At 63.3% G+C, this 20,234-nt stretch carries 20 protein-coding genes; 8 read left to right on the forward strand and 12 right to left on the reverse strand.

The window, feature by feature from the left end; genetic code table 11:
* The first annotated feature begins 9 nt into the window (after window positions 1-9).
* From prsR to ACWHYV_RS04545, 5 genes are all read left to right on the forward strand, one after another.
* Complete coding sequence (gene prsR, locus ACWHYV_RS04525) at window positions 10-1,356, forward strand: PEP-CTERM-box response regulator transcription factor (protein ID WP_447979464.1); 1,347 nt, start codon at window positions 10-12, stop codon at window positions 1,354-1,356.
* A 501-nt stretch (window positions 1,357-1,857) separates the two neighbouring features.
* Complete coding sequence (locus ACWHYV_RS04530) at window positions 1,858-2,574, forward strand: PEP-CTERM sorting domain-containing protein (RefSeq protein WP_447979465.1); 717 nt, start codon at window positions 1,858-1,860, stop codon at window positions 2,572-2,574.
* Window positions 2,575-2,754: 180 nt separating this feature from the next.
* Window positions 2,755-3,426 (forward strand): CAAX prenyl protease-related protein, encoded by a 672-nt coding sequence (locus tag ACWHYV_RS04535; RefSeq protein ID WP_447979466.1) that lies wholly within the window; start codon window positions 2,755-2,757, stop codon window positions 3,424-3,426.
* 209 nt (window positions 3,427-3,635) lie between these two features.
* Entirely contained in the window at window positions 3,636-3,926 is a 291-nt protein-coding gene (locus ACWHYV_RS04540; protein ID WP_447979467.1) for a type II toxin-antitoxin system Phd/YefM family antitoxin, read from the forward strand.
* Window positions 3,901-4,155: a type II toxin-antitoxin system RelE family toxin gene (locus ACWHYV_RS04545; RefSeq protein WP_447979468.1), complete on the forward strand. Its 255-nt coding sequence runs from the start codon at window positions 3,901-3,903 to the stop codon at window positions 4,153-4,155. Before ACWHYV_RS04540 ends, ACWHYV_RS04545 begins: the two co-directional genes overlap by 26 nt.
* On the opposite strand, the gene ACWHYV_RS04550 is transcribed toward ACWHYV_RS04545, so the two are convergent.
* Together ACWHYV_RS04550 and ACWHYV_RS04555 are read right to left on the reverse strand one after the other, a co-directional pair.
* Window positions 4,152-5,993: a TIGR03790 family protein gene (locus ACWHYV_RS04550; RefSeq protein WP_447979469.1), complete on the reverse strand. Its 1,842-nt coding sequence runs from the start codon at window positions 5,991-5,993 to the stop codon at window positions 4,152-4,154. The two genes, ACWHYV_RS04545 and ACWHYV_RS04550, sit on opposite strands and share 4 nt — an antisense overlap.
* Entirely contained in the window at window positions 5,990-8,275 is a 2,286-nt protein-coding gene (locus tag ACWHYV_RS04555; protein ID WP_447979470.1) for a tetratricopeptide repeat protein, read from the reverse strand. The genes ACWHYV_RS04550 and ACWHYV_RS04555 overlap by 4 nt, the downstream gene beginning before the upstream one ends.
* 220 nt (window positions 8,276-8,495) lie before the next feature.
* On the opposite strand from ACWHYV_RS04555, the gene ACWHYV_RS04560 reads away from it, so the two are divergent.
* A complete protein-coding gene (locus ACWHYV_RS04560; RefSeq protein WP_447979471.1) occupies window positions 8,496-10,103 on the forward strand; it encodes a peptide chain release factor 3 in 1,608 nt (535 codons plus the stop codon).
* A gap of 98 nt (window positions 10,104-10,201) precedes the next feature.
* On the opposite strand, the gene ACWHYV_RS04565 is transcribed toward ACWHYV_RS04560, so the two are convergent.
* The 5 genes from ACWHYV_RS04565 to fliK form a co-directional block, all read right to left on the reverse strand.
* A complete protein-coding gene (locus ACWHYV_RS04565; protein ID WP_447979472.1) occupies window positions 10,202-10,798 on the reverse strand; it encodes a response regulator transcription factor in 597 nt (198 codons plus the stop codon).
* 258 nt (window positions 10,799-11,056) lie between these two features.
* Window positions 11,057-11,392, reverse strand: a complete 336-nt coding sequence (locus tag ACWHYV_RS04570) for a hypothetical protein (protein WP_447979473.1) — start codon at window positions 11,390-11,392, stop codon at window positions 11,057-11,059.
* Window positions 11,393-11,589: 197 nt separating this feature from the next.
* On the reverse strand, window positions 11,590-11,778 hold the full coding sequence (locus ACWHYV_RS04575) for a DUF1328 domain-containing protein (RefSeq protein ID WP_447979474.1): 189 nt from the start codon (window positions 11,776-11,778) through the stop codon (window positions 11,590-11,592).
* A 101-nt stretch (window positions 11,779-11,879) separates the two neighbouring features.
* On the reverse strand, window positions 11,880-12,176 hold the full coding sequence (locus tag ACWHYV_RS04580; protein ID WP_447979475.1) for an EscU/YscU/HrcU family type III secretion system export apparatus switch protein: 297 nt from the start codon (window positions 12,174-12,176) through the stop codon (window positions 11,880-11,882).
* Window positions 12,177-12,180: 4 nt separating this feature from the next.
* Window positions 12,181-13,314, reverse strand: a complete 1,134-nt coding sequence (gene fliK / locus ACWHYV_RS04585) for a flagellar hook-length control protein FliK (protein WP_447979476.1) — start codon at window positions 13,312-13,314, stop codon at window positions 12,181-12,183.
* Between the two features lie 36 nt (window positions 13,315-13,350).
* Here fliK and ACWHYV_RS04590 point away from each other — a divergent pair, with 36 nt between their 5' ends.
* Complete coding sequence (locus ACWHYV_RS04590; RefSeq protein WP_447979477.1) at window positions 13,351-13,821, forward strand: cupredoxin domain-containing protein; 471 nt, start codon at window positions 13,351-13,353, stop codon at window positions 13,819-13,821.
* 136 nt (window positions 13,822-13,957) lie between these two features.
* Here ACWHYV_RS04590 and ACWHYV_RS04595 read toward each other — a convergent pair whose 3' ends face one another.
* From ACWHYV_RS04595 to ACWHYV_RS04605, 3 genes are all read right to left on the reverse strand, one after another.
* Window positions 13,958-16,144, reverse strand: coding sequence for an OmpA family protein (locus tag ACWHYV_RS04595; protein ID WP_447979478.1), 2,187 nt, complete (start codon window positions 16,142-16,144; stop codon window positions 13,958-13,960).
* A gap of 91 nt (window positions 16,145-16,235) precedes the next feature.
* The gene (locus ACWHYV_RS04600; RefSeq protein ID WP_447979479.1) at window positions 16,236-16,721 is read right to left on the reverse strand and encodes a metallophosphoesterase family protein; all 486 of its coding nucleotides are present in this window, start codon (window positions 16,719-16,721) and stop codon (window positions 16,236-16,238) included.
* Between the two features lie 33 nt (window positions 16,722-16,754).
* Entirely contained in the window at window positions 16,755-17,195 is a 441-nt protein-coding gene (locus ACWHYV_RS04605) for a response regulator (RefSeq protein WP_447979480.1), read from the reverse strand.
* A gap of 448 nt (window positions 17,196-17,643) precedes the next feature.
* Between ACWHYV_RS04605 and ACWHYV_RS04610 the strand changes: the two genes are divergently transcribed.
* Window positions 17,644-18,810, forward strand: a complete 1,167-nt coding sequence (locus ACWHYV_RS04610) for a hypothetical protein (protein ID WP_447979481.1) — start codon at window positions 17,644-17,646, stop codon at window positions 18,808-18,810.
* A 97-nt stretch (window positions 18,811-18,907) separates the two neighbouring features.
* Here the strand turns inward: ACWHYV_RS04610 and ACWHYV_RS04615 are convergent, their stop codons facing one another.
* On the reverse strand, window positions 18,908-19,375 hold the full coding sequence (locus tag ACWHYV_RS04615; protein ID WP_447979482.1) for a CBS domain-containing protein: 468 nt from the start codon (window positions 19,373-19,375) through the stop codon (window positions 18,908-18,910).
* A 193-nt stretch (window positions 19,376-19,568) separates the two neighbouring features.
* The gene (locus ACWHYV_RS04620; protein WP_447979483.1) at window positions 19,569-20,231 is read right to left on the reverse strand and encodes a Slp family lipoprotein; all 663 of its coding nucleotides are present in this window, start codon (window positions 20,229-20,231) and stop codon (window positions 19,569-19,571) included.
* Window positions 20,232-20,234: the final 3 nt, after the last annotated feature.

Raw genomic sequence — 20,234 nt, forward strand, 5'->3', positions numbered from 1 at the left:
ATGATGACCATGACCCGTCCAGTCCTCTTGATCGTCGATGATGATGCGGAGATCCGCGAACAGCTCAAATGGGCGCTTGCCTCGGAGTATGAGGTGCTGGAAGCCGAGGACCGAGCGACCACCCTCGAGCTCGTGAACACCCGGCACCCGCAGCTCGTGACGCTCGATCTCGGCCTGCCCGGGGACGTGGACGGGGCCAGTGAAGGCCTCTCGGCCTTGGGCGACATCCTGACCACCGACCCGCTCACCCGAGTGATCGTCATGACGGGCAACAGCGACCGTACGAACGCGCTGAAGGCCGTTCAGCTGGGCGCGTTCGACTATATCCAGAAGCCGGTTCAACTGGACGTGCTCAAGGTCGTCCTCCAGCGGGCGGCCTATCTCCAGCGGCTCGATCGAGAAAATCAAAGTCTCCAGCGGGAACAGCCGACGGACGGGCTGGGCGACATCCTCGGGAGGAGCCCGGCGATGCAAAGGGTCTTTTCGGTCATCCGCCGCGTCGCGCCGGCCGACGTGCCGGTCCTGATCACCGGGGAAAGCGGGACGGGAAAGGGCCTGGTGGCCCGTGCGATCCATCGCTTGAGCGGACGGCATCAGGCCCCGTTCGTGTCCATCAACTGCGGCGCGATTCCTGAAAATCTCTTGGAAAGCGAGCTGTTCGGGCATGAGAAGGGCGCCTTCACCGGGGCGCACATTCAGCGTCGCGGCCGCATCGAGTCGGCGGAGCACGGGGTGCTCTTCCTGGACGAGATCGGCGAGATGCCGCTCCCCCTTCAAGTGAAGCTGCTCCATGTGCTTCAAGAGCAACGGATTGTGCGCGTGGGAGGCCGGGAGGAAATCCCAGTGGATGCCCGGGTCATTGCGGCGACGAACCGCGATTTGAGCCAGGCGATCCAGCAGGGTACCTTCCGCGAGGACCTGTTCTACCGGCTCCAGGTCGTGACCATCGCTGTGCCACCGCTTCGGGATCGCGGTGAAGACGTCCGGGTGCTCGCCCAGGCGTTGCTCCAGCAGGCGGCCACGGAACAGAAGAAAAAGCTGCTCGGGTTTACCCCGGCGGCGCTCAAGGCCATTGAGGCCTACAATTGGCCGGGCAACGTCCGGGAGCTCGAAAACCGCATCAAACGGGCGGTCGTGATGGCCGAGGGGCAGCGGATCACGCACGAAGACCTCGAGCTGAACGGCCTGACGGGCAAGAGCCACAAGCTCAAGGACGCGCGTGAATCGATCGAAAAAGAGTGCATTCAGAAGACGCTGGCCAAGAACCGGGGCAATATCAGCAAGACCGCCGCGGAGCTAGGGGTGAGCCGCCCCACCCTTCACGGTCTCATCAGCAAGTACTCGATCGAGCGGTAACGACTCCTCCTCTCCTCTCCTCTCTCCCGCGATCGCTACTGACTTTTATTTAGATATCAAGCGCTTGCTGAGCGAAGCGCTTCCCTTCCGCTCAGTTCCTCCTCGCCGGTCGAATTCAATCGCGTCACTCGAGTTGCTCTCAGAAGGGCCTGGTTCAAGTCCTTCTCAGTCTTAAGTCCAATGTCAGAGCGCCGGTTTGGCTGTCGAAAGCCTTTACAGTTCTCAGGCAGCGAGAAATGAGTAGAGCGTCCTGAAAAAACAAGGAAATTATCACCCTCTTCGAACCGCCGAGAGCAACCGTCGAAATCTTTTACAGTTCTCCCTTCTCTCGGCCCGTCTAGGTTCCGCTGTTTGAGGCCATAGAGAGTTCCTTGAGTACTGCTATTCCTTGCGTTTCAATAGCTTAAATATTTGTATTTACCATCTACTACCATGGCACGGCACTTGTTATACCCACCGGTGTCCGAAATGATAGCCAACAAACCTTTAGGAGGTCAGGAAATGAAGAACCACACACTCAAGAGCCGGCTGTTGGGAAAGGCGGGACTCCTTGCCCTCGGCCTGGCGGTCGCGGTGGGGATGAGCCCAGGGTTGGGCCAGGCGCAGCCCACCCTTGATTTTGGCGTCATCGCGCCGACGACGGGGACGATCGCATACGGAGGCGGAGCCTCCCCGCTCGTCGGGGTCAATATCCAGGTCGACAACCTGGTCGGACTCGGGACTCCAGCCAACGCCGGGTTGGTTCTTGGTTGTGTGAGCTGCGTGTTGAACTTCCAGACCGGGAACTTTGTCGGAAGCGACGCGACGACCTGGACCTTTGCCGGTGGCGGGAACATTTCGATCGTCGGTGGGCTGGATGTGACGGGTGACGGCGTGCCCGAGACTCCGACCGACCTGGTGCTGCTCAACGGAACCTTCAAGGGCGCCGTGGTGCTCTCGCTCGGCGGAGGCGCGAACATTGCCGGCGCTGCGTTCAGTGACACGAAGTTCGAAGGTATCGAGGCCGTGTATGGGTTCCCGGTGGGCACACAGTGGGCCGGCAGCTTCAACATCTCATTCGCCGCGCCCGTTGCGCCTGGAGCAGCGTTCCAAACGAGTGAGTTGTTCAGCGGCGACATCATCAATCAGCCGGTTCCCGAGCCGGCCTCGATGCTCCTCCTGGGCTCGGGTCTCGTCGGCCTTGGGTTCTGGGGGCTGAATCGCCGGAAGAACGGATAATCGATCCATAGAGGTTTGGGTGAAGAGAAGGCCAGCCCATCGAGGGCTGGCCTTTTCATTTCTAGAGCCTCAGACTAGCACTTCTCCATATGGATCGTTAGAATCCGTCGGCTGCGGTGATCATGCGGAGCTCTCTCCTGTGCTCTTGCTGACGGAACTTGGATAGGAGCATCCCGAGTCGTGAAAGCGCGCATCCTCCCCTTCGCCGCCTACCTCGTCTTCCTCGCTGGAGCACAGCTTGTTTCGGGTGAAAACGAGGCTTCTCCCGGCTCATCATCCGTCGCCCTTTGGCTCTATCCGATCAAGACGGCTGTTGTTCTGGGACTCCTGATCTATTTTTGGCCCGAGTACACCGAGTTGCGCGAGCGTTGGTGGCGGCGTTCCTCGGACCTGGTGCTGGCTTTGGCGACCGGATTGGTCGTCTATGCCTTGTGGGTGAGGATGGATTGGCCATGGGCCATGCAGGGAGATGGTCCGGCGAACGGCTATGATCCGTTTCAAGCCGGAGTCGGTGTCGGTTGGATCCTGGCGGGAATCCGTCTGTTCGGCGCCTCAGTCGTGGTGCCCATCATGGAAGAGCTGTTTTGGCGCTCGTTCCTCATGCGCTACCTCATTTCGTCCAAGTTCGATGCGGTGCCGTTGGGCGCCTTTACTCCGCTCTCCTTCATCGTGACCGTCGCCCTCTTCGGTGTCGAGCACGATCTCTGGTTGGCCGGCATGATGGCCGGAGCCGCGTATGCCGGAGTTCTCTATGCCACCAAGCGGCTCTGGCCCTGCATCCTCGCGCACGGCGTGACCAATTTCGCGCTCGGCGTGCACGTCTTGCTCACCGGCGAATGGAAGTGGTGGTGATTGGAGTGGGGGTATGGGGTATGGGGTAAGGTTGTAGGGGCAAGAGTGGCGATGGGGGTGTGGGGTAGAGCGAGGTATGGGGATATGGGGTATGGGGATGAGAGGGGGAATGGGATGGAAGAGGAGGATGGTTGACATGATGATGACGATGTGCAAAATTATGTGCAAATGTAAGGAAGGTGACGCCATACGCAATTGGGGCCGCTACGATGACTAAAACACTGGCAATTAGCGAGGCAAGGCAAAATCTCACTGACTTAGTGGACCGTGTGCGTAGGCTTCAATCTAGGTATGTCATTACTGTCAATGGCCGGCCGGACGCAGTCATTATCAGCCATGATGAATTTGAGAGCTGGCTAGAGACGCTCGATGTCTTGAGTGATAGTGAGGAAGTTGCTTCTATTCAACGGGGCCTCTCGGAAATCGCGAACGGCCATACTGTCTCATATGAAGATGTGTTTGGAGAGACGATAGATGGCCGGAAAATCGCGAAGCGTTAGCCTTTCGAAAGAAGCCCACAAAGTCTTACTGTCCCCAGATATTCCCGTCGATTCTATCAAGCAAGCGATCCGTGAAATTCACGCAAACCCGCTTGTTGGCACCGCTCTCAAGGGCAAGTTGAAGGGATTGAGGCGATACCGTGTGGGAAGGTATCGAATCGTCTATACATTCAACAATACTGAAATCTCCATTGCCACAATTAAGCATCGAAAGGAGGTCTATCGCTAGCGGGTCTTCTTTCGTTGGGGGCGGGTCAGTTGATCGGCGACTGAGCGTGCTTGGGCTAGGGCCGTCTCCCGCTGCTGTTTGATCTCCTGTCTGGCCTTGAGCGGGTTGGAGAAGGGCAGCGTGAGCGGGGCGGGTGCTGCGGCGCCATGCCGCTTCCGAACGGCGCTAATCACCGTGTCGTCCTCCGAGAGAAAGCCGCGGCCCCGCCACGGATTGTACAGGGGGTCCCCAAACAGGACCATCCGCCAACTGATATACCGCGACGTCAGGGCAAACGCTTCGGCGAGCGAATACCGGCCCGTCCCGAGCAAGGCGAAGAAATCCTTGGCCATGGGGAAGGCGTCGACGTACGGCTCGCCCGTCGGGCCGAGCGTGGCCGTAATGCCGCGCTCGAGTGCATTCTTGCACCACCCGGTTTCTTTTGGATCGTGAATGCTGACCGCCTCTCCGGAGGCGATGTGATAGCCGATCGCGCCGGGCATGAAGGTAAACGCATCTTCATAGGCCCGTAATCGGTACCACCCTACATAGACGGCCACGTTCGGCGCCTCTCCGGGTTCACTGAACCGGCGTTCGGTATCGTCCACGACGACCGGATAGGGCGTGTGGCGCCGGAAGATCTCCGCCAAGTCTCGTAGCCCCTGATCATAATCGCCGTACCCGAGCTTCCCGTCCGGCTTGATCCCTCGCGCATCCACATAGACGTTGCCGCTCAAGCCGTGCTCTTCGGCGGCCAGCGCTTGGTCCACGAGATTCATCGCCAGCGCGGCCGTCGGTGCGTCCAGACGGCTCACGAGCATGATCGGGGGCATCGCCGCGCTGACCCGGGGGGGCAGGGTCTGGTGGAACAGCGGATTGGGAAGGCGACCGCTGATCACATACTCGTCGCGGTCCCACCACAGCAGGCTCAGCTCGCTGTCCACGCTGGCCTCGCCGTTCTTGAATTCGAACCGCTCCCGTTCACCGTTCGCCAGCCGCGCGACGCTCTGCAGGCCGAAGACGCGCTCGGCCAGCTCATAGCCGCGCCGGCGATCGGTCGCCGAAGGCCCGGCCACGAGGATCGGAATGACCCGTTGTGCGAGGCCGATCTGCTGCTTCAATTGCTGGATCTCCGCCTTGGCTTGTTGCGGGTCGGCGGATGCCGATGGCTTCAGGTTCGCGATGACCGTCGCGCTGCCGCCGACTTGAAGCGTCAGCGCGGCGATCTGCTGCTCCCACTGTTTGACCGGGCCCTTGTGCCCCTGCTCTTTGGCCCGCTGCACCCGCCGGGCCGCCTCTCGGACGGCCTCGTTGACGCGCACCAAGAAGGTTTCGTCCAGACCGCCGGTGTCGGGTGCTGCCGGTGGATTGCTGCGCGCCTCTTCTTTCATCTCCGCTCCCTGGTCGATGCCGACCCGTTCTGCGGCGAGGCGGGCCTTCTCCAGGTAGGCGAGGGCATACCGCAGTCGCTCGAGCGCCTCTTGCAAGCGGGCCGCTTCCTCGTCGGTCGGCTTCGGCGCGTCCAGGCGCAGCGGGACGCCGTAGATCGTGACGAGGACCCGTACATGCTCGGCCAGCCCCGCCATCCGGAGGGCGTGCCGAACGGGCTGCACGAGCCGTTCCTCGTAGTCCGACCGGGTCATCGTTTCTTTCATGGGGAGGTCGAGGCGGATGATGTGGGTTGGCGGGATGTGGCGCCGAGCGGCATAGTGCTCGGCGACGGCAAGACTCTCCGGGACCTGCTCGTTGGCGAGGATCGCGAGCTCGTCGGGCCTCAACTCGGCCCGGGCGTGGCTGTGGAGGCCGACGGTGACGAGAAGGGCCAGCCCCCAGGCCGACCGGACGGAAGCCCTGATCACAACTCCTTCAAGAGCTTCTTGGCTTCCTCGGCGCCGGGGAACGTCTCGCTCAGCTTCAACGACGCCTGCAGCGTTTTCTTTGCGCCGACGTTGTCGCCGTTCTTGTGCTGCGCCAACCCATAGTGATAGAGCACCAATGGATTGTTGGGCAGTTTCTCCGCCGCTTCCTTGAGGAGGGAGCTGGCCTTCAGATAGGCGTTCTTCTTGTAGTAGACCCATCCGAGCGTATCGGCGACGTTGGGATCGTTCGGCTGCTGTTCGCGCGCGGTTTGTGCGTAGGAGAGCGCCAGGTCGAGATTCGTCCCTTCTTCGTTGAGGATATAGGCGAGATTGTTGGCCGCCGGTCCGAACTTCGGATTGATTTTGAGGACTTCCTCGTATCGCGCCTTGGCGGCGGCGTAGTCCTTCTTCTGCTCGGCGATCATCCCCAGAATCATATGGGCGCCGATCAGCTTGGGATTCTTGCTCAGCGCCGCCTCATATTCCTTGGCCGCTTGGTCCTGTTTCCCGGTCGCCAGATACAGCTCGCCCAGGTTGATGTAGGTGAGCGGCAGGTTCGGATTGATCTCGATCGCTTTCTTATAGGCGGCCTCCGCCTGAGCCGCGTCCTTGGCCTGCAGCCACAGCTTTCCGAGGAGATTGTAGATCATCGGGTTGTTCGGCGAGGCCTCCAGTTGCTTCTGCACCCGCTCCCGGGCTTCCTTCGCCTTGCCCTGGGACAGCTTGATCGCCGCGATCTGGTCGAGCGGCTCGATGGCGTTGGGATTGATCGCCAGGGCATCCTCAAAATGCGCCAACGCCGCTGCCTCGTTCTTTTCGCTGCGCTCGATCAAGCCGAGCCGATAGCGGCTCACCGGCTCCCGCGGGAGCACTTTGGCGATCGCCTCGAACGTCTGCTTGGCCTTGGCGATCTCATTCTTCTTGATATAGGCGTCGCCCAACAGCGTCGCCGCTTGCAGATCGCGGCCGTTGAGGCGGAGCGCCGCCTGGGCCTGCTCGATCGCCAAGTCGGCGGATCCTTCAGCGAGGTGCAGGGCCGCCAGCGCCGTTCTCGCTTCCCGCATGTTCGGGGCCAGCTTGACGGCCTCCGTGAGCTCGCGCCTCGCTTGGGGGAGGTCGTTTTTCTGCCCGAACGCCAACCCCAGAAAATGGTGCGCGCCGGCGTGCTGCGGCTCATCCTTGATGACACCCTGCAGCATCTCGATGGCCTCGTCGGCTTTGCCGCGCGCGAGTCTCAAGCGGGCATCGAAGAACCGGGCCGAGAGATCCTTCTTGCTCTTCTCGTAGATCGCCTGGACCCGCTTCTCCGCTTCCTCGAGCTTGCCGGTATCGAGGTAATGGTCGATGAGCTTGTCCCGAGCCTGGACCGAGGCGGGGTTCACCTCCGTGGCCTTCTGGAAGCTGGCAAGGGCTTTGTCGTTCTGCCCGGTCTGCTTGTAGAACTCCCCGAGCACGAGCTGCGGCAGCTCTTCCTTCGGTTTGGCCGCCGCGAACTTCTCATAGACCGCCTCCGCCTCGGGCCATTTCTTGACCAGTTGGTAGAATCCGCCGAGCTTCAGGTACAGCCCGTCCTTGTCCGGCGCCAGCTCGAGCGCCCGCTTGTATTGGGCCTCGGCTTCGTCGCTTTTCCCGGTGATCAGGCGCAGGTCCCCCATCGCGACGATCGCTTCCAGCGACTTGGGATCGGCCGCGAGCGCCTGGTTCAAGGCCTGTTCGGCGGAAGCCACGTCTTTCATCTGCAGATAGGCCTGCGCCAGCGTCAGGTAGGTCGGGATGTGCTTGGGGTCGAGCTCGATGGCTTTCTTCAACTCCGCAATGCCCTTTTCAAATTCCTTCTCGCTGATCAAGCTCTGGCCGTGCAGGATCAAGCCTTGGGTGTTCTGCGGCGCCGACGCCAACACGACCTCGGCGTGCTCGCGGGCCTTGGCCGGCTGCTGGCTCAGCAGGTACATTTCGCTCAGCTTGAGCTGCGCGTCCTGGTTGGATTGATCCAGTTCCACGGTCTTGGACAGCTCACCGAAGGCGGCCTGCAGATTAGGGAGCCCGCCGAGCTTCAGGAAGGTCAGGGCCAGGCGGTAGTGCCCGTCGGCATCCTTGGGATCGATTTGCACGACGTTCTTGAACTCGATGAGGGCTTCTTGGTATTGGCCCTTGTCGAAGTAGGCGACGGCGCGCTCACGGTGTTTCTCCTTCTTGGCTTCCGGAGAGAACCGGTCGCAACTCATGGCCGCACAGGCGACGGCGACGACGAGCGCGGCGACGATGGGGGAGCGGAGCGACATAGAAAACCTCCTGGCGTGGGCAATGCAGACGGCCGGGCGTACGCAACCCGTTCGGCGGCGACTATTCAGCGAAATCATTATCAGTTATAATCGGAAGGCGGTCAACATCATTCAATGCTCCGAAAGGCGATTGCATTCTTCGAAAGGCTAAGAGACCCCGGCGCCGACGAGCTCTCGTCCCCCTCATCTCCAGCCGCTCGTTGATTGTTCTTTCTTGACCATGTCGTCTTCGCACTCACCGCTCCAGCATGAGCTGCGCCTGGAAGCCGGGCGCCGGCGTACCTTCGCGATCATCAGTCATCCCGATGCGGGAAAGACCACGCTGACCGAAAAGCTGCTGCTCTATTCGGGCATGATCCGCACCGCCGGCATGGTGCGCGGGCGGAAGGGCGGCAAGGCCGCCGCGTCCGATTGGATGGAGATGGAGCAGGAGCGCGGGATCTCGATCACGGCGTCCGCGATGCAGTTTCGCTACAAGGATGCCGTGATCAACGTGCTCGACACGCCGGGTCACCAGGACTTCTCGGAGGACACGTACCGGACCCTCACCGCGGCGGACAGCGCGATCATGGTCATCGATGCCGCCAAGGGCGTCGAGGCGCAGACGCGAAAGCTGTTCCAGGTCTGCCGGCTTCGGCATATCCCCGTACTGACCTTCATCAACAAGATGGATCTGCCGGGACGCGCGCCGCTCGAATTGATGACCGAGGTCGAGGAGGTGCTCGGGATCCATGCCGCGGCCATGAATTGGCCGATGGGCTCCGGGAGCGACTTCGTCGGCGTGGTCGAGCGCCGTACCCGCGAGTTGGTCCTGTTCTCCAAAACCGGCGTGGGCGGATCGAAGAAGGCGGACATGACGCGCCTGGCGTTCGACGGTCCGGAGGCCCGGGCGCTCTTGTCTCCCGATCTCCGGCAGCAGGTCCTGCATGATCTCGAGTTGCTCGACATCGCCGGCAATCCCTTCACGCGTGAGGCCTTCCTGGCCGGCGCCGTCACCCCGGTCTTCTTTGCGTCCGCCCTGACCAATTTCGGGGTGGAGAACTTCTTCGATGCCTTCGTCGAGCTGGCCCCGCCGGCCCAGCCCCGGATCGCCGATACGCCGGACGGCCGCGAGATCATGATCGACCCGATCGAGACGCCGTTCAGCGCCTACGTGTTCAAGTTGCAGGCGAACATGAACCCGCGTCATCGCGACAGCACGGCCTTTCTGCGCGTCTGCTCGGGACGATTCGAGCGCGATATGCTGGTCAAGCATCACCGGCTCGGCACCGAGGTCCGACTCGCCCGGCCGCACAGCCTGGTTGCGCAGGAGCGCAACACGGTCGATTATGCCTATCCCGGCGACGTGATCGGCATCATCAACCCGGGCGTCTTCGCCATCGGCGACACGATCTCGCAAACGGACGGGTTCACCTTCAAGCCGCTGCCCCAGTTTCAGCCCGAGCTGTTTGCGCGAATCCATCCCACCGACGTCACCAAGCGCAAAGCGTTCGACAAGGGCCTGCAGCAGATGGCGCAAGAAGGGACGGTGCAGATCCTACGGAGTTGGAATGACCTCGACTCATTCGTCGCCGCCGTCGGGCGGCTGCAGTTCGAGGTCCTGCAATACCGCCTGCGGCAGGAGTATCGCGTCGAGACAGTGCTGAATCCGCTGCCGTTCGAATGCAGTGCCTGGCTGGACGGCGACCCGACGACCTTCAAGTTGCCCATGGACGCGCAGCTCGTCAAAGACCGGCTCGGTCGCCCGGTCGTGCTGTTCCCCACCCCACGCTCCAAAGCCTTTGCCCTCGAGCGTAACCCCGACCATCGTCTTCTGGACATGAGTTGAAGCGGGATACGGCGCGAATGCCGTCGCCCCGCCTGCCGGAACGACCGCGGGACGATCCGTCCTGTCACGCGCCGTGCCGCTGGTCGCGCGGGCGCCTGTCACGCGTGCAGGATCTGAGCGACGATGCCCGTTCGTGTCGTGCATTTCGTCTTCTCCATGATGTTCCGGATGTGCGCCTTGACCGTGGGCTCGGTGATCTTGAGGGCGGCCGCGATCTCTTTGTTCGTCCACCCCTTGGCCAGGCGCTCGACCACGCTCTGCTCGCGCTCGGTCAGTTGGAACCGCTCCTTTGCCTGGAGGGCGATGGTTTCGCGGCGGCCGATCGTTTCCATGATGATCAGCACGCGGGAATGGCCGCCTTGATGGGCGGGAAGACCGAACCCCCGCAAGAGCACCGGAGCCCGTTCGGTTCCAGCCAAGCGCCGGATTTCGATCTGCTCCCAGTCCTTGGAGTCGAGCCGGTTCTGTTCGAGCCGCTGGATCTCGGCGCAAATCTCGGGAACCGCCGCCGGCAGCAGGCCCCCGGCCGCGGCCACGGTCTGACAGTCGTTCAACGCCTTGAGCAGCTCCCAGCTCCGCCGATTCATGTATTGCAACTGCCCGGATGCGGTCAGAATCAAGATGCCCGGCCCGCTCCGCCGGTCCGCCAGGCCAACCAACTCTCCCGCGTATTCCGAAGCGCTTGGACGCGACATACGCCACCCCCGGTTCTGTTAAAGAGATGCCACTAAGCAATTCATCTGCCGATTTATAGGAATGGCGGGGCGACCGCTAGCTGGCTCTGCGGTAACTACCTATAGGTAAAGATGGAACCTGGTAGAAAGCGGGAATCTTACGGAATTAGTTTTAAGGGTAGCTATGGGAAGCTGCGGCGACGTCCATGCTGTGGCGGGTGAGTGAAACGCTATCTCTTCAGATACATGGAACGCACAAACGGATACTCCCGACGTTGGTCAGGGTCGCGAACGACTGCCCGGGTTCGGCCGAAAGGGACTGGCTGTTTTGGTGGGCCGCAGCTTACCGGGGACGTTGGTCGGAACATCGAGCGCGACAAGCGACTGATCCGTGGGGGGCATGGCCGTGGCGCCCGATTGTGTGGCCGGCTTGAGGAAAATGCCGTCCTGCTTCACCTCGAGGTAGCTCCATGGGAGTCGGACCACCTGCTTGGTCTGAGCCACGAGGATATCGGCAAAGGACAGTTGTCGGGTCAGAGGGTCGATGATCAGCTTACGAATGTGGCCCCACTCTTCTCCACCCAGCTTTTTCACGGCCCAGGCTCCGGCGCTCATTCCGTCCCTCCTCGGTGGTTGATGCAGTGGAACGTCGGCTGGCAGTTGTCATCGGTACGGCAGGACTCTACGCGCTCTCCGCGGACCGCCGCCATTCAGCGGAAGTAGCGGAGGGACTCCTTCGAAAGGTGTAAGACGGCCATCTGGGAAGGCCCGCGGCCATGGCCCGCCGATATCCGCTTTCCCGCGACTCGGTGTCAGCCCGAGAACCAGGAGCGGACTTTGTTGGCGGCAATCAGCCCAAGCACGAGGAATGCGATGAAGATCACCAGGAACACATAGAACAAGATCTTGGCGATCTCCGCCGCCGCCCCGGCAATTCCCGTGAACCCGAGCAGGGCGGCAATGATGGCAATCACGAGGAAAATGGCAGCCCAACGAAGCATGCGACATTCCACCATGTGGGCGAGCAGGCTCCTATCGGCTGAGTGCGCCAAGGGGCGTCATCGTCAGGAGAAGCGGAAGATAGGAAAATCACGATGGCCTTTCATCGGCTCACCCCGTGTGCACGCTGCCAGTGTTCATCCAGGTGATAGAGAAACGCCAGCAATTCGGCGACGGCGGCATACAGCTCCGGCGGGATGCATGCCTCGAGGTCGAATTGCATCAACAGTTGGACCAGCGCGGGATCTTCGCGTATGGGAATGCCGGCCTCGCGAGCCAGCTCAATGATCCGTTCGGCGGTGAAGCCCTCGCCGTGTGCCGTGACGCGTGGGGCCGGATTGCGATCAGGCTGGTATTCGATGGCGGCGGCGCGCCGCCTCGGGGCTGGTGGTCGCTCCATCGTCTCACACGCTGAGATTGATCAGGTTTCGGTCCGGGATCACCCGGGCCTTGAGATCTTCTCCCGCCAGCACGTCCGCGGCCGCTTGTCCTGCCGACAGCGAGGCCACCATGTAGCCTTGGGCCGCAAGCGTCGCTTCGAGCGCCGGAAGCGAGGCCGCCACCAACGACTCCACGTCCGGGCGTTCCACGAGGATGCGCACGCTGATCTGTTTAGAGGCAAGCAAGGCTTCGGCTCGGACCAGACCCAGCGTGGGCAGCGCGAGCAGCGTCACCACCCGATGTGTACGATCGTGAGCCCCCTTGACGTCCCGGCCGGCTTCTGGCTCGATGTACACGTGCGCAGAGCGGTCGCCGAGCGGCAACTCGAACGCCGCGACGCCACCGGCCGGTCCATTCAAGATCGTGAGGACCTGTATGCGCTCAAGAACGTGCAGCACCTTTTCGGCTTCTCGGACCCGTTCGGCCGTCTTACCGATCGGTCCATGGCCGTATGTCTCGACGAGGGCCAGGAGTATTGATTTGAGCGTGGGACCAGCGGGAGCGTGGCCAGCGGGAGCGTGGTTGGAGCCCGCGAGCCGTGCGAGCAGGTCATGTTCGTGTTGGAGGCCGAGTCGGCGAAGCGCGGCTTCGATCCGTGCCCCATTCAATTCTCGGGGGTCGAGCGTGATCGCGGCCCGCAGGGCTTCGAAGTGAGGGAGGAGGGGCGCCTCCGATGAACCCGATCGGCGAAGCGCGGCGATCAGCCGGTCGAGGCCGTCGGTCACGGAGCCTTGTACAGGCAGGAGCTCCTTCAGCCACGCGGCGACGGGATCGTGAACGCGCGCCGGCGATCCGCCGGAGATGCCGGACAGGGCGACCGAGGCGGGCGCCGACAGAGGCGCCATGATGTTCAGGACGATCGGCCCCTCGGCCTGCTCAACCCTGGCCTGGAACGAGTGACCGGGTCTCAGCGGTCCGATGACCGAGCTGGCGTGAAACGGGATTCCTTTGATGACGATGACGAGGCTCCCGCTCTCCTGTGACTCTTGTACCCGAACCTCCACCAGCTGCCCGGGGACGAAGCCGGGATGCCGTAGATCATGGCCGGGAGCCTGCACCGGGCCGACGGATTGGACGGGCAGCAGGTTGAGCCACATGGCGATGACGAGGACTCCTTCACCGACGGTATCGGCGTGCCCTCTCTGAAACTTGACGAGGGCGGCACGGCGACCCTGCGTTCTGCCTGCGGGATCCATTCGACCCGGCGGTCGAGCGCGGTGTGCTGCCCTTGGTGGATCATCTCCGCGTCGGCGTGCGTGGCGCTTGCCTGCGCCGTGCTGTCCGCCTGTGATCCGGACGTGGACGCGGTACGGATCGCGGCGCAGGATTTCCGGTTCGTTCCCGCCCTCGTCCGTCTATCGACGGAACGGCCGGCGCGGCTCGAGATCGTGAACGAGGGGAGGGAGGTGCATGAGCTGGATGGCGATCTCTTCCGCCATGCCGAGTCGCCTGGCTCTGCCGTCGATCCGGCGCCCGGGGGTGCCATTCGGATTGCACCGGGAGGGCGGGCCGTCGTGACGCTCACCGCGCCAGCTGGCACGTACCTGTTCCGATGCCGCGTTCGCGGCCATGCGAGGATGACCGGCACGGTGGTGGTCGAGTAGCGAGAGATTGCCGCGTACGCGGCGCTACTGTCGTTGCGGTGAGGCGCCTATGGCTGAAGAGGGTCGTGCCCTTGGAATCGTCAGGTTCCCGGAAATCGGCGCGACCCGAGGCGGGGCGGGAGGGGACTGCAGGCGATCAACGGGAGTGAGCCGTGCTCGTGGTCGTCATGGCCGGCCGGTCTTTTGGGTACAGAACGAGATCGATGCGTCGGTTGACGGCCCGGCCTTCGTCGGTCTCGTTGGTTGCCGCAGGTCTCGTGTCGGCAAACCCGGCGGCGCTCACGGCTTCCCGGTCCATCCCATCGTCGATCAGCGTTCGGACGACGTTCGTCGCGCGCATCGTCGTCAGATCCCACAGCGCGCGCGCCCGGCCCTTTTGCGCGGCGTCCGTGTGACCCTCTACGCGAACCGCTTTCTCGGGGATGGATTTCAGGACCTCCGCGAGCCGCTTGAGGACCTTGCCGCCCTCCGGTTTCAGTTTGACTTGCCCGGGGTCGAACAGGAGGCGCTCGCTGATCGTGACCGTCACTCGATCGTCGCTCCGTTGCACGCGGATGTCGCCTTTGGCAATCTCCGGCTCGAGCGTCTGCCCCAGCGCCTCGTCGATCTGAGCCCAGCGTTCGCGTTCCGCCTCTCGCAGCTGGTGCTCCGCGTCCCTCTCCTGCTGCTCGGCCTCCTGTTGCCGGCGAAGCGCGGTCCGGACCGCCTCATGGTCCCGCCGCAACGCCTCCAGCTCGCGTTCGGCCGTTGACAAGGCGGCGTGCTGCTGCGCGACGTGCGCCGAGAGTCGATCACGTTCTTCCTCCGCCAGGATCGCCCGATCCGTCGTCGCCTCCAGCTCGCTCGTGAGACCGGCGACCCGCCGTGACGCCTCCTCCAACTGTTGGGTCAGGGTCGCCAGTCGGTCGGACAACGAGGCTTGGTCGGACAAGGCGGTCTTGCGGAGCGAGCCCAACTCCTGGTCGCGCTCCGACAGCCGCATGGCCAACTGCTCGGCGCGTGCGTTGGCCGCTTCCAATTGGCCGATGTCTTTCTGAAGCGTGGCGACGTCCTCATGGGCCTTGCTCAACGCGGCCGTGAGCCGCTGGGCCTGGGCATCGAGCGCCTCCGCCCGGGTGCGCTCCGTCGCAAGACCCGCCTCCAGTTCCTGCACCTGGCGTCGAGCCTGTTGAGCCTCGGCCAGCGCCTGCTCCTTGTCCCGAACGGCCGCGTCCAGGCCGGCCTTGGCGTCCTCGGCGGTTTTCTTTGCGGTGCTCAGCTCTTGCTCCGTGGTCTGCAGCCGCCGGTAGACGTCGTCCGCGCGCGCCAACAACTGGTCCCGTTCCTGGCGCAGATCCGCCGCGTAGCGCTGCAATTGACTGTGCTCCCCTTGGAGCTTGCCGATTTGCCATTCGAGGGCCTGCTGGGTCTTTTTCCCGGCCGTCTGCTCGTTGGTGAGAGCGGCCTCGGTCTCGCGCGCGTGGTCCTCGAGGCCAGTCAGGCTTGCCGCAAGCTGCTCGCGCTGCTGCGTCAACTCGGCGAGCCGTGCGGTGGCCTCCTCCAGAGCCTTGGCTCGCTTGGCCCCGTCCTGTTGCAGGGTCTGTACCTGCCGCTGCCACGACTCCGCTCTCGTCTGCCAGCGCTCCCGTTCCTGTTTGAGCGCCTCGATCTCGTCGTGGACGCGGGTACGCTCGTCGTCGAGCTGGGCGACCTGCTCTTCGAGCGCTTGACGGGCGGTGAGCGCTTGTTCCTGTTCGGCCCGCCGCTTGGCTTCGAGGTCTCTCACCTGATGCCGGGCCTCGGTCAGCGCCGCCGCCGTGCGGTCCTTGTCTTTGACGGCGGCCGTCAGTTGCCGGGCCAGGTCTTCCCGGGTCCGCACCTCCCGCGCGAGCGCGTCTTCGAGCGCTTCAATCTGCTGGCTCTGTGCCTGGGCTTTGGCCGAGAGTTGGTCGCGGTCCTGGCGGAGGGCGGTGTTTTCGTCCCGCAGCTCACGGGGTTGCTGGAGTTTGGCGAGGTCCGACTCGAGCGCGGCGCGCCGGCCGCGTTCTTGTTCGTACTCGGCCTTCGCCCGCTCCAACTCGTGTTGGGCGGTCGAGGCATTCGACAGGGCCACCGAGAGATCGTTCTGCAACCGCTCCTTTTCCTGCCGGAGCGACTCGAGCGTCTCGGCGGCCTGCTGGCGGTCCTTCTCCGTCTGGCCTTTGAGATGCTCCAGCGCCGCAGTCTGCTGGGTCAGGCTCTTTCGGACCTTGTCCAGGTCCGTCTGGCTCTTCAGATAGATCGCCTCGCTTACGCAGCCGGCGAGCGAGGCCACGAGCAGAATGACAAGGAGACGTACCGCCATGGTGATCACCGAGGTGGAGTCGGCTACAGAATACTCCCAAGCGGCGTGAGAGGGAACTGGCAAAAGTCAGTAGAGTGGGACGGGCTCGGGGCTACGTGCGGCCCGTCCGCCGGCCGGCCGGCACGTCAAGGTGGAGAATGTGCGCGGACGCCAGGTGCCGTTCCACGGAGAGCCGTGCGACCGAAACGGGCAAGCGAAACCGCCGGGGCCCGGCGCTCCCCGGGTTGACGTACAAGCGGCCCTCCCGTTCCCGCACGGCGGGGCGATGCGAATGACCGGAGACGATCACGCGGACCGCGTCGTCGAGCCGGTCTTGTGGAAGGTCCGCCAGATCATGGATGAGACAGAGATGCAGACCTTCGAGGGGGAGGATGCGGGAGGCGGGAAGGGCTCGGGCCCACGGACCGCGATCGTTGTTCCCGCGAACCGCCAGGACCGGCGCCAGCTCGCCCAGCGTGTCGAGGACCTCCGGAGCGCCGATGTCGCCGGCGTGGAGGATCAGGTCGGACCCCCGGAGCGCGGAGAGCGCCTCCGGCCGTAGGAGACCATGGGTGTCCGAGATCACGCCGACGAGCATACGGGGCGGCAGCCGGCCCGGGCCGGGTCGGACTCAGCCGGTCACCCTAGTTTGCACGACCGGTGATTGTTCCAGCAAGACCGCGCCGGACAGGGACGCTTGAGGCGGCGTGGAGGCACAGACGTCCCGAATGACACGCATGAGCTGTTCCGGGGCGTCCTGCTTCGAGACGAATCCAGCGGCACCCAGCCGAAGGAGGCGAGGCGCATATTGCTCGACGCAGTGGCCGCTGATGATGAGGACGGGCAGGTGGGGGTGGAGCTGCTTCAATTCGACCAGTGTCTCGAGACCGCTCTTGCGCGGCATGTTGAGGTCGAGCAGGACGACGTCGAAGTCACCGGTGCGCACCGCTTCCATGACCTCGACGCCGTCGCATGCCTCGGCAGCCACGATCATGTCGCCGCATTCCGCAATCAGCTCCCGCAGCCCTCGGCGTACCAGAGGATGGTCGTCGGCGATCAGCAGCTTGATCATGGGGACTCCTTCAAAGGTGTCGTAAGGCGGGGGTCAGGATAGGAGTGGAGCAGAAGCGTGTCAACGTCTTCGGCGATGTGAAGAACTGGGACAAGCTGGGGATAGCGAAAACTCGTGCGGTCACGCGGTCATCAGTGAGCAGACGAGTCATTTATCCACAGGCGAACCGGGGTGGCGATAAGGAGGATCGGCCCGCGCATCCGGTCCTCGTCCACCGCAATCGGCGTTCCACCCCGAGGGAAGATCACGCGGAATTTGTGGAGATCCAACGGCTTGCGCACTCACTTACCCCACACTACGTATCCTTCATGCACCCGTAGCCTTCTGCCGTTTTATCCCATTACCCCATACCCTCTGACCCATATCCCCCTTATCCCCTCCCTCGTCTTGCTGTCCGATTGACAGCTTCGGGGGGCGGCCCTATGGTGCGATCTGGAAAGGGGTCTCTGTGCGCATTGCGATTCTTCTCGTCTGTATCCTGTGCACGATGGCGGCTTGTGCCGATGTTCGTGTCCGCGAGATGGGGCCCGATTTCGCGGGCGTCTCGAAGCACCTGTCGTCGGGCCGGCCCTTGAAGATTCTCGTGGTCCATGGGGTCGGCCTCCACGAGCCGTCCTATGCAGACCCATGGATCCACCGGATGTCCGACACCATCGGGTTGCGGGAGCAGGCCTGCCAAGCCGAGTTGAACCCGATCCGGCATCCCGACCCGGTCTATAGTGGGCTGCGCTTCGGCAGCCTCGCGCGCTGTGATTATCGCGGGCGGCGAGGAGAACCGGTGAGTCTCTACATTCTCACCTGGTCGCCGCTGACGGCCGGCCTCAAGGAGAAATACCTCGGGTATGACTGGACCGATCGGCAATTTGTGTCGGACCGATCGCCGACCAATGCGGCGATCAAGGAGCATTTGATCGACAAGGCCCTCTCGGACGTCATGCTCTATCTCGGGCCGTTCCGGGATCAGATGCAATACCCGATTCAGCAGGCCCTGTGCATGATGATGCGCGAGCATGCGGTCCAGGACGGCGCCTGTACGCTGCCCGAAAGCTTTCTCGGGGAGACGGGTTTCGACCGCTTCATGATCGTGACGTCCAGCCTCGGCGGCCTGATGGTCTTTCAAACCGTCGAGGCCCTCTCTACGCACACGCATGCGCTGACGTCCCCGCCGCTTCGCGAGCGATTCGCCCGGGCCGCGGAAAAATTCGCGGCCGATACCAGCACCGTGTTCATGCTCGGCAATCAATTGCCGTTGCTGCGGCTGGGGGATGTGGGCGAGCCGAGCTCCGGCGGGCTGCCGCCGAGCGTCGAGACGTTCGTCACGCTGCGCTACGAGGAGCGCCGGAAGGTCAAGGCGGTGGTGCGTGAGAGCTTGCAGATCGTCAGCTTCAGCGATCCGAACGATCTGCTGAGCTACCCGATTCCGGAGTCGTTCATCGACGAGCTCCCTCTCGCGATGCGGGACAAGCTCCTGCTCACCAACGTGATGGTGCGCGTCGTCGAGCCCGGCGTGATGAAAAAGTTTGCCGATCCTCTGCAGGCGCACACCGGCTACGCCGCGCATCCCACGGTCATCCAGCTCATGACCTGCGGAAGCCGCACACAGGCCACCTGCTGACCAGCTCTTCTCGCCGGCGGTGATCCCGTAGACCGCCGGACCGCGCATGCGGCAGACGGTCGGACAGCCCGCCTGCGCATCGCGGCGCCGAGTGCCCCTAACCGGCCTTGCGCTCGGGCTTGGCGGGCTCGGAAATTTTTTCGAGCGCCTCGGCCTTGATGGCGGTCTCGCCGGTTTTGACCGCGAGGTCGCCCAACGAGACAATCCCCACCAGCTCATTGTTGCGGTTCAGAACCGGCAGGCGCCGGATCTGTTTTTGTTCCATCAGGCGCGCCGCGTCTTCCACCGTTTGGTCCTCGTAACAGTAGACCGCTCCGGGCGACATCGCGTCGTGGACCCGCACCGTCTTGGGATCCCGCCGGTCCGCGATCACCCGCACGACGATGTCCCGGTCCGTCAGGATCCCGTCCAAACGGTTGCCATCGCAGACGGGAATCACCCCGACGTCCAGCCGCTTCATCGTCTCCGCAGCCTCTTCGACCGTGGCACTCGGCCGAATCGTTTCGACGCCGCGCGTCATCACTTCGCTGAGCCGAGGCGGATTGATGCCTGCCTGAGTCGCCATGGGTCCTCCTTTCGCTCGTGTGCTCGTCTTCGGTACCTCCGGTCTCCCTTTCTCTCTGCTGGTACACTCCACGCTTCGCCACCGACAATCGGCGTTGAAGCCGAGTTCCAGTCCCCCGTTGGCGAGTCCGTCATCGGCCGGGCTCGTACGCAGAAGGGCTCGGGCTGCGTAGGCCGCCGTTTGGCGGCGCGTTCTAGTCCCGTTTTCTGAACTGAGGGGGAAGGGACGATGGGGGCGGCGCGGAAGGCGCGGGCCCCGGGGAGCCCAGGAGTGGGAAAAAAGGACCCCAATAGGGGTAATAGCCATACGGGCCGTACCAGTAGGGATACGGGCGGTACCCGTAATAGTAGGGGTAGCCTGAATAGTAGGGATAAGGCCCGAGTCCGGAATAGTCGGGCGGCAGGGTCTTCTTCCAGTCGATCAGGCGTTTGATTTCGAGGACCGGATAGGTGTACTGGCTTTCATCCAACGCTCTGGTGGTGGCGCCTTGGACCTCTCCAACCACGGTCACGGGGGTCCCGGCTTCCACGGTTGCCGGGTCCAAGAAGCCTTCCTGGACGGCAAGAAACCGCCCTTCAGAGCGGGTTCGGTCGCCGGACGGGACGACACCGGAGCCCGTCGGCAGTTGCAGGACCTCGATCTCGGTCCGGTCCTTCACCCGCTTGGCCTTGAGGGCGATCCCGCTGAACATCACCGTTCGACCGGTATAGCTGTCCGGCGATTGGAGGAGGTCGGAGAAGACGACACTCGAGTCGATCTCACGGCGGAGGTCGGCGGGGAGGAGGTCGTTGATCAGGTCACGGCCCGTTTGGTGAGCCGATTGCGCGCAGGCGTTCAGCAGTACGGCCGTTGCCACCAG

The sequence above is a fragment of the Candidatus Nitrospira bockiana genome (assembly GCF_965152565.1).

Coding starts and splice junctions, on each gene's coding strand:
- ACWHYV_RS04600 (WP_447979479.1), bottom strand. CDS start 16,721: ATGCTCGTCGGCGTGATCTCGGACACCCATGGTCTCCTACGGCCGGAG.
- ACWHYV_RS04555 (WP_447979470.1), bottom strand. CDS start 8,275: ATGTCGCTCCGCTCCCCCATCGTCGCCGCGCTCGTCGTCGCCGTCGCC.
- ACWHYV_RS04545 (WP_447979468.1), top strand. CDS start 3,901: ATGGCCGGAAAATCGCGAAGCGTTAGCCTTTCGAAAGAAGCCCACAAA.
- ACWHYV_RS04595 (WP_447979478.1), bottom strand. CDS start 16,144: ATGGCGGTACGTCTCCTTGTCATTCTGCTCGTGGCCTCGCTCGCCGGC.
- ACWHYV_RS04560 (WP_447979471.1), top strand. CDS start 8,496: ATGTCGTCTTCGCACTCACCGCTCCAGCATGAGCTGCGCCTGGAAGCC.
- ACWHYV_RS04570 (WP_447979473.1), bottom strand. CDS start 11,392: ATGAGCGCCGGAGCCTGGGCCGTGAAAAAGCTGGGTGGAGAAGAGTGG.
- ACWHYV_RS04615 (WP_447979482.1), bottom strand. CDS start 19,375: ATGGCGACTCAGGCAGGCATCAATCCGCCTCGGCTCAGCGAAGTGATG.
- ACWHYV_RS04575 (WP_447979474.1), bottom strand. CDS start 11,778: ATGCTTCGTTGGGCTGCCATTTTCCTCGTGATTGCCATCATTGCCGCC.
- ACWHYV_RS04580 (WP_447979475.1), bottom strand. CDS start 12,176: ATGGAGCGACCACCAGCCCCGAGGCGGCGCGCCGCCGCCATCGAATAC.
- ACWHYV_RS04605 (WP_447979480.1), bottom strand. CDS start 17,195: ATGATCAAGCTGCTGATCGCCGACGACCATCCTCTGGTACGCCGAGGG.
- prsR (WP_447979464.1), top strand. CDS start 10: ATGACCCGTCCAGTCCTCTTGATCGTCGATGATGATGCGGAGATCCGC.
- ACWHYV_RS04540 (WP_447979467.1), top strand. CDS start 3,636: ATGACTAAAACACTGGCAATTAGCGAGGCAAGGCAAAATCTCACTGAC.
- ACWHYV_RS04530 (WP_447979465.1), top strand. CDS start 1,858: ATGAAGAACCACACACTCAAGAGCCGGCTGTTGGGAAAGGCGGGACTC.
- ACWHYV_RS04565 (WP_447979472.1), bottom strand. CDS start 10,798: ATGTCGCGTCCAAGCGCTTCGGAATACGCGGGAGAGTTGGTTGGCCTG.
- fliK (WP_447979476.1), bottom strand. CDS start 13,314: ATGTGGCTCAACCTGCTGCCCGTCCAATCCGTCGGCCCGGTGCAGGCT.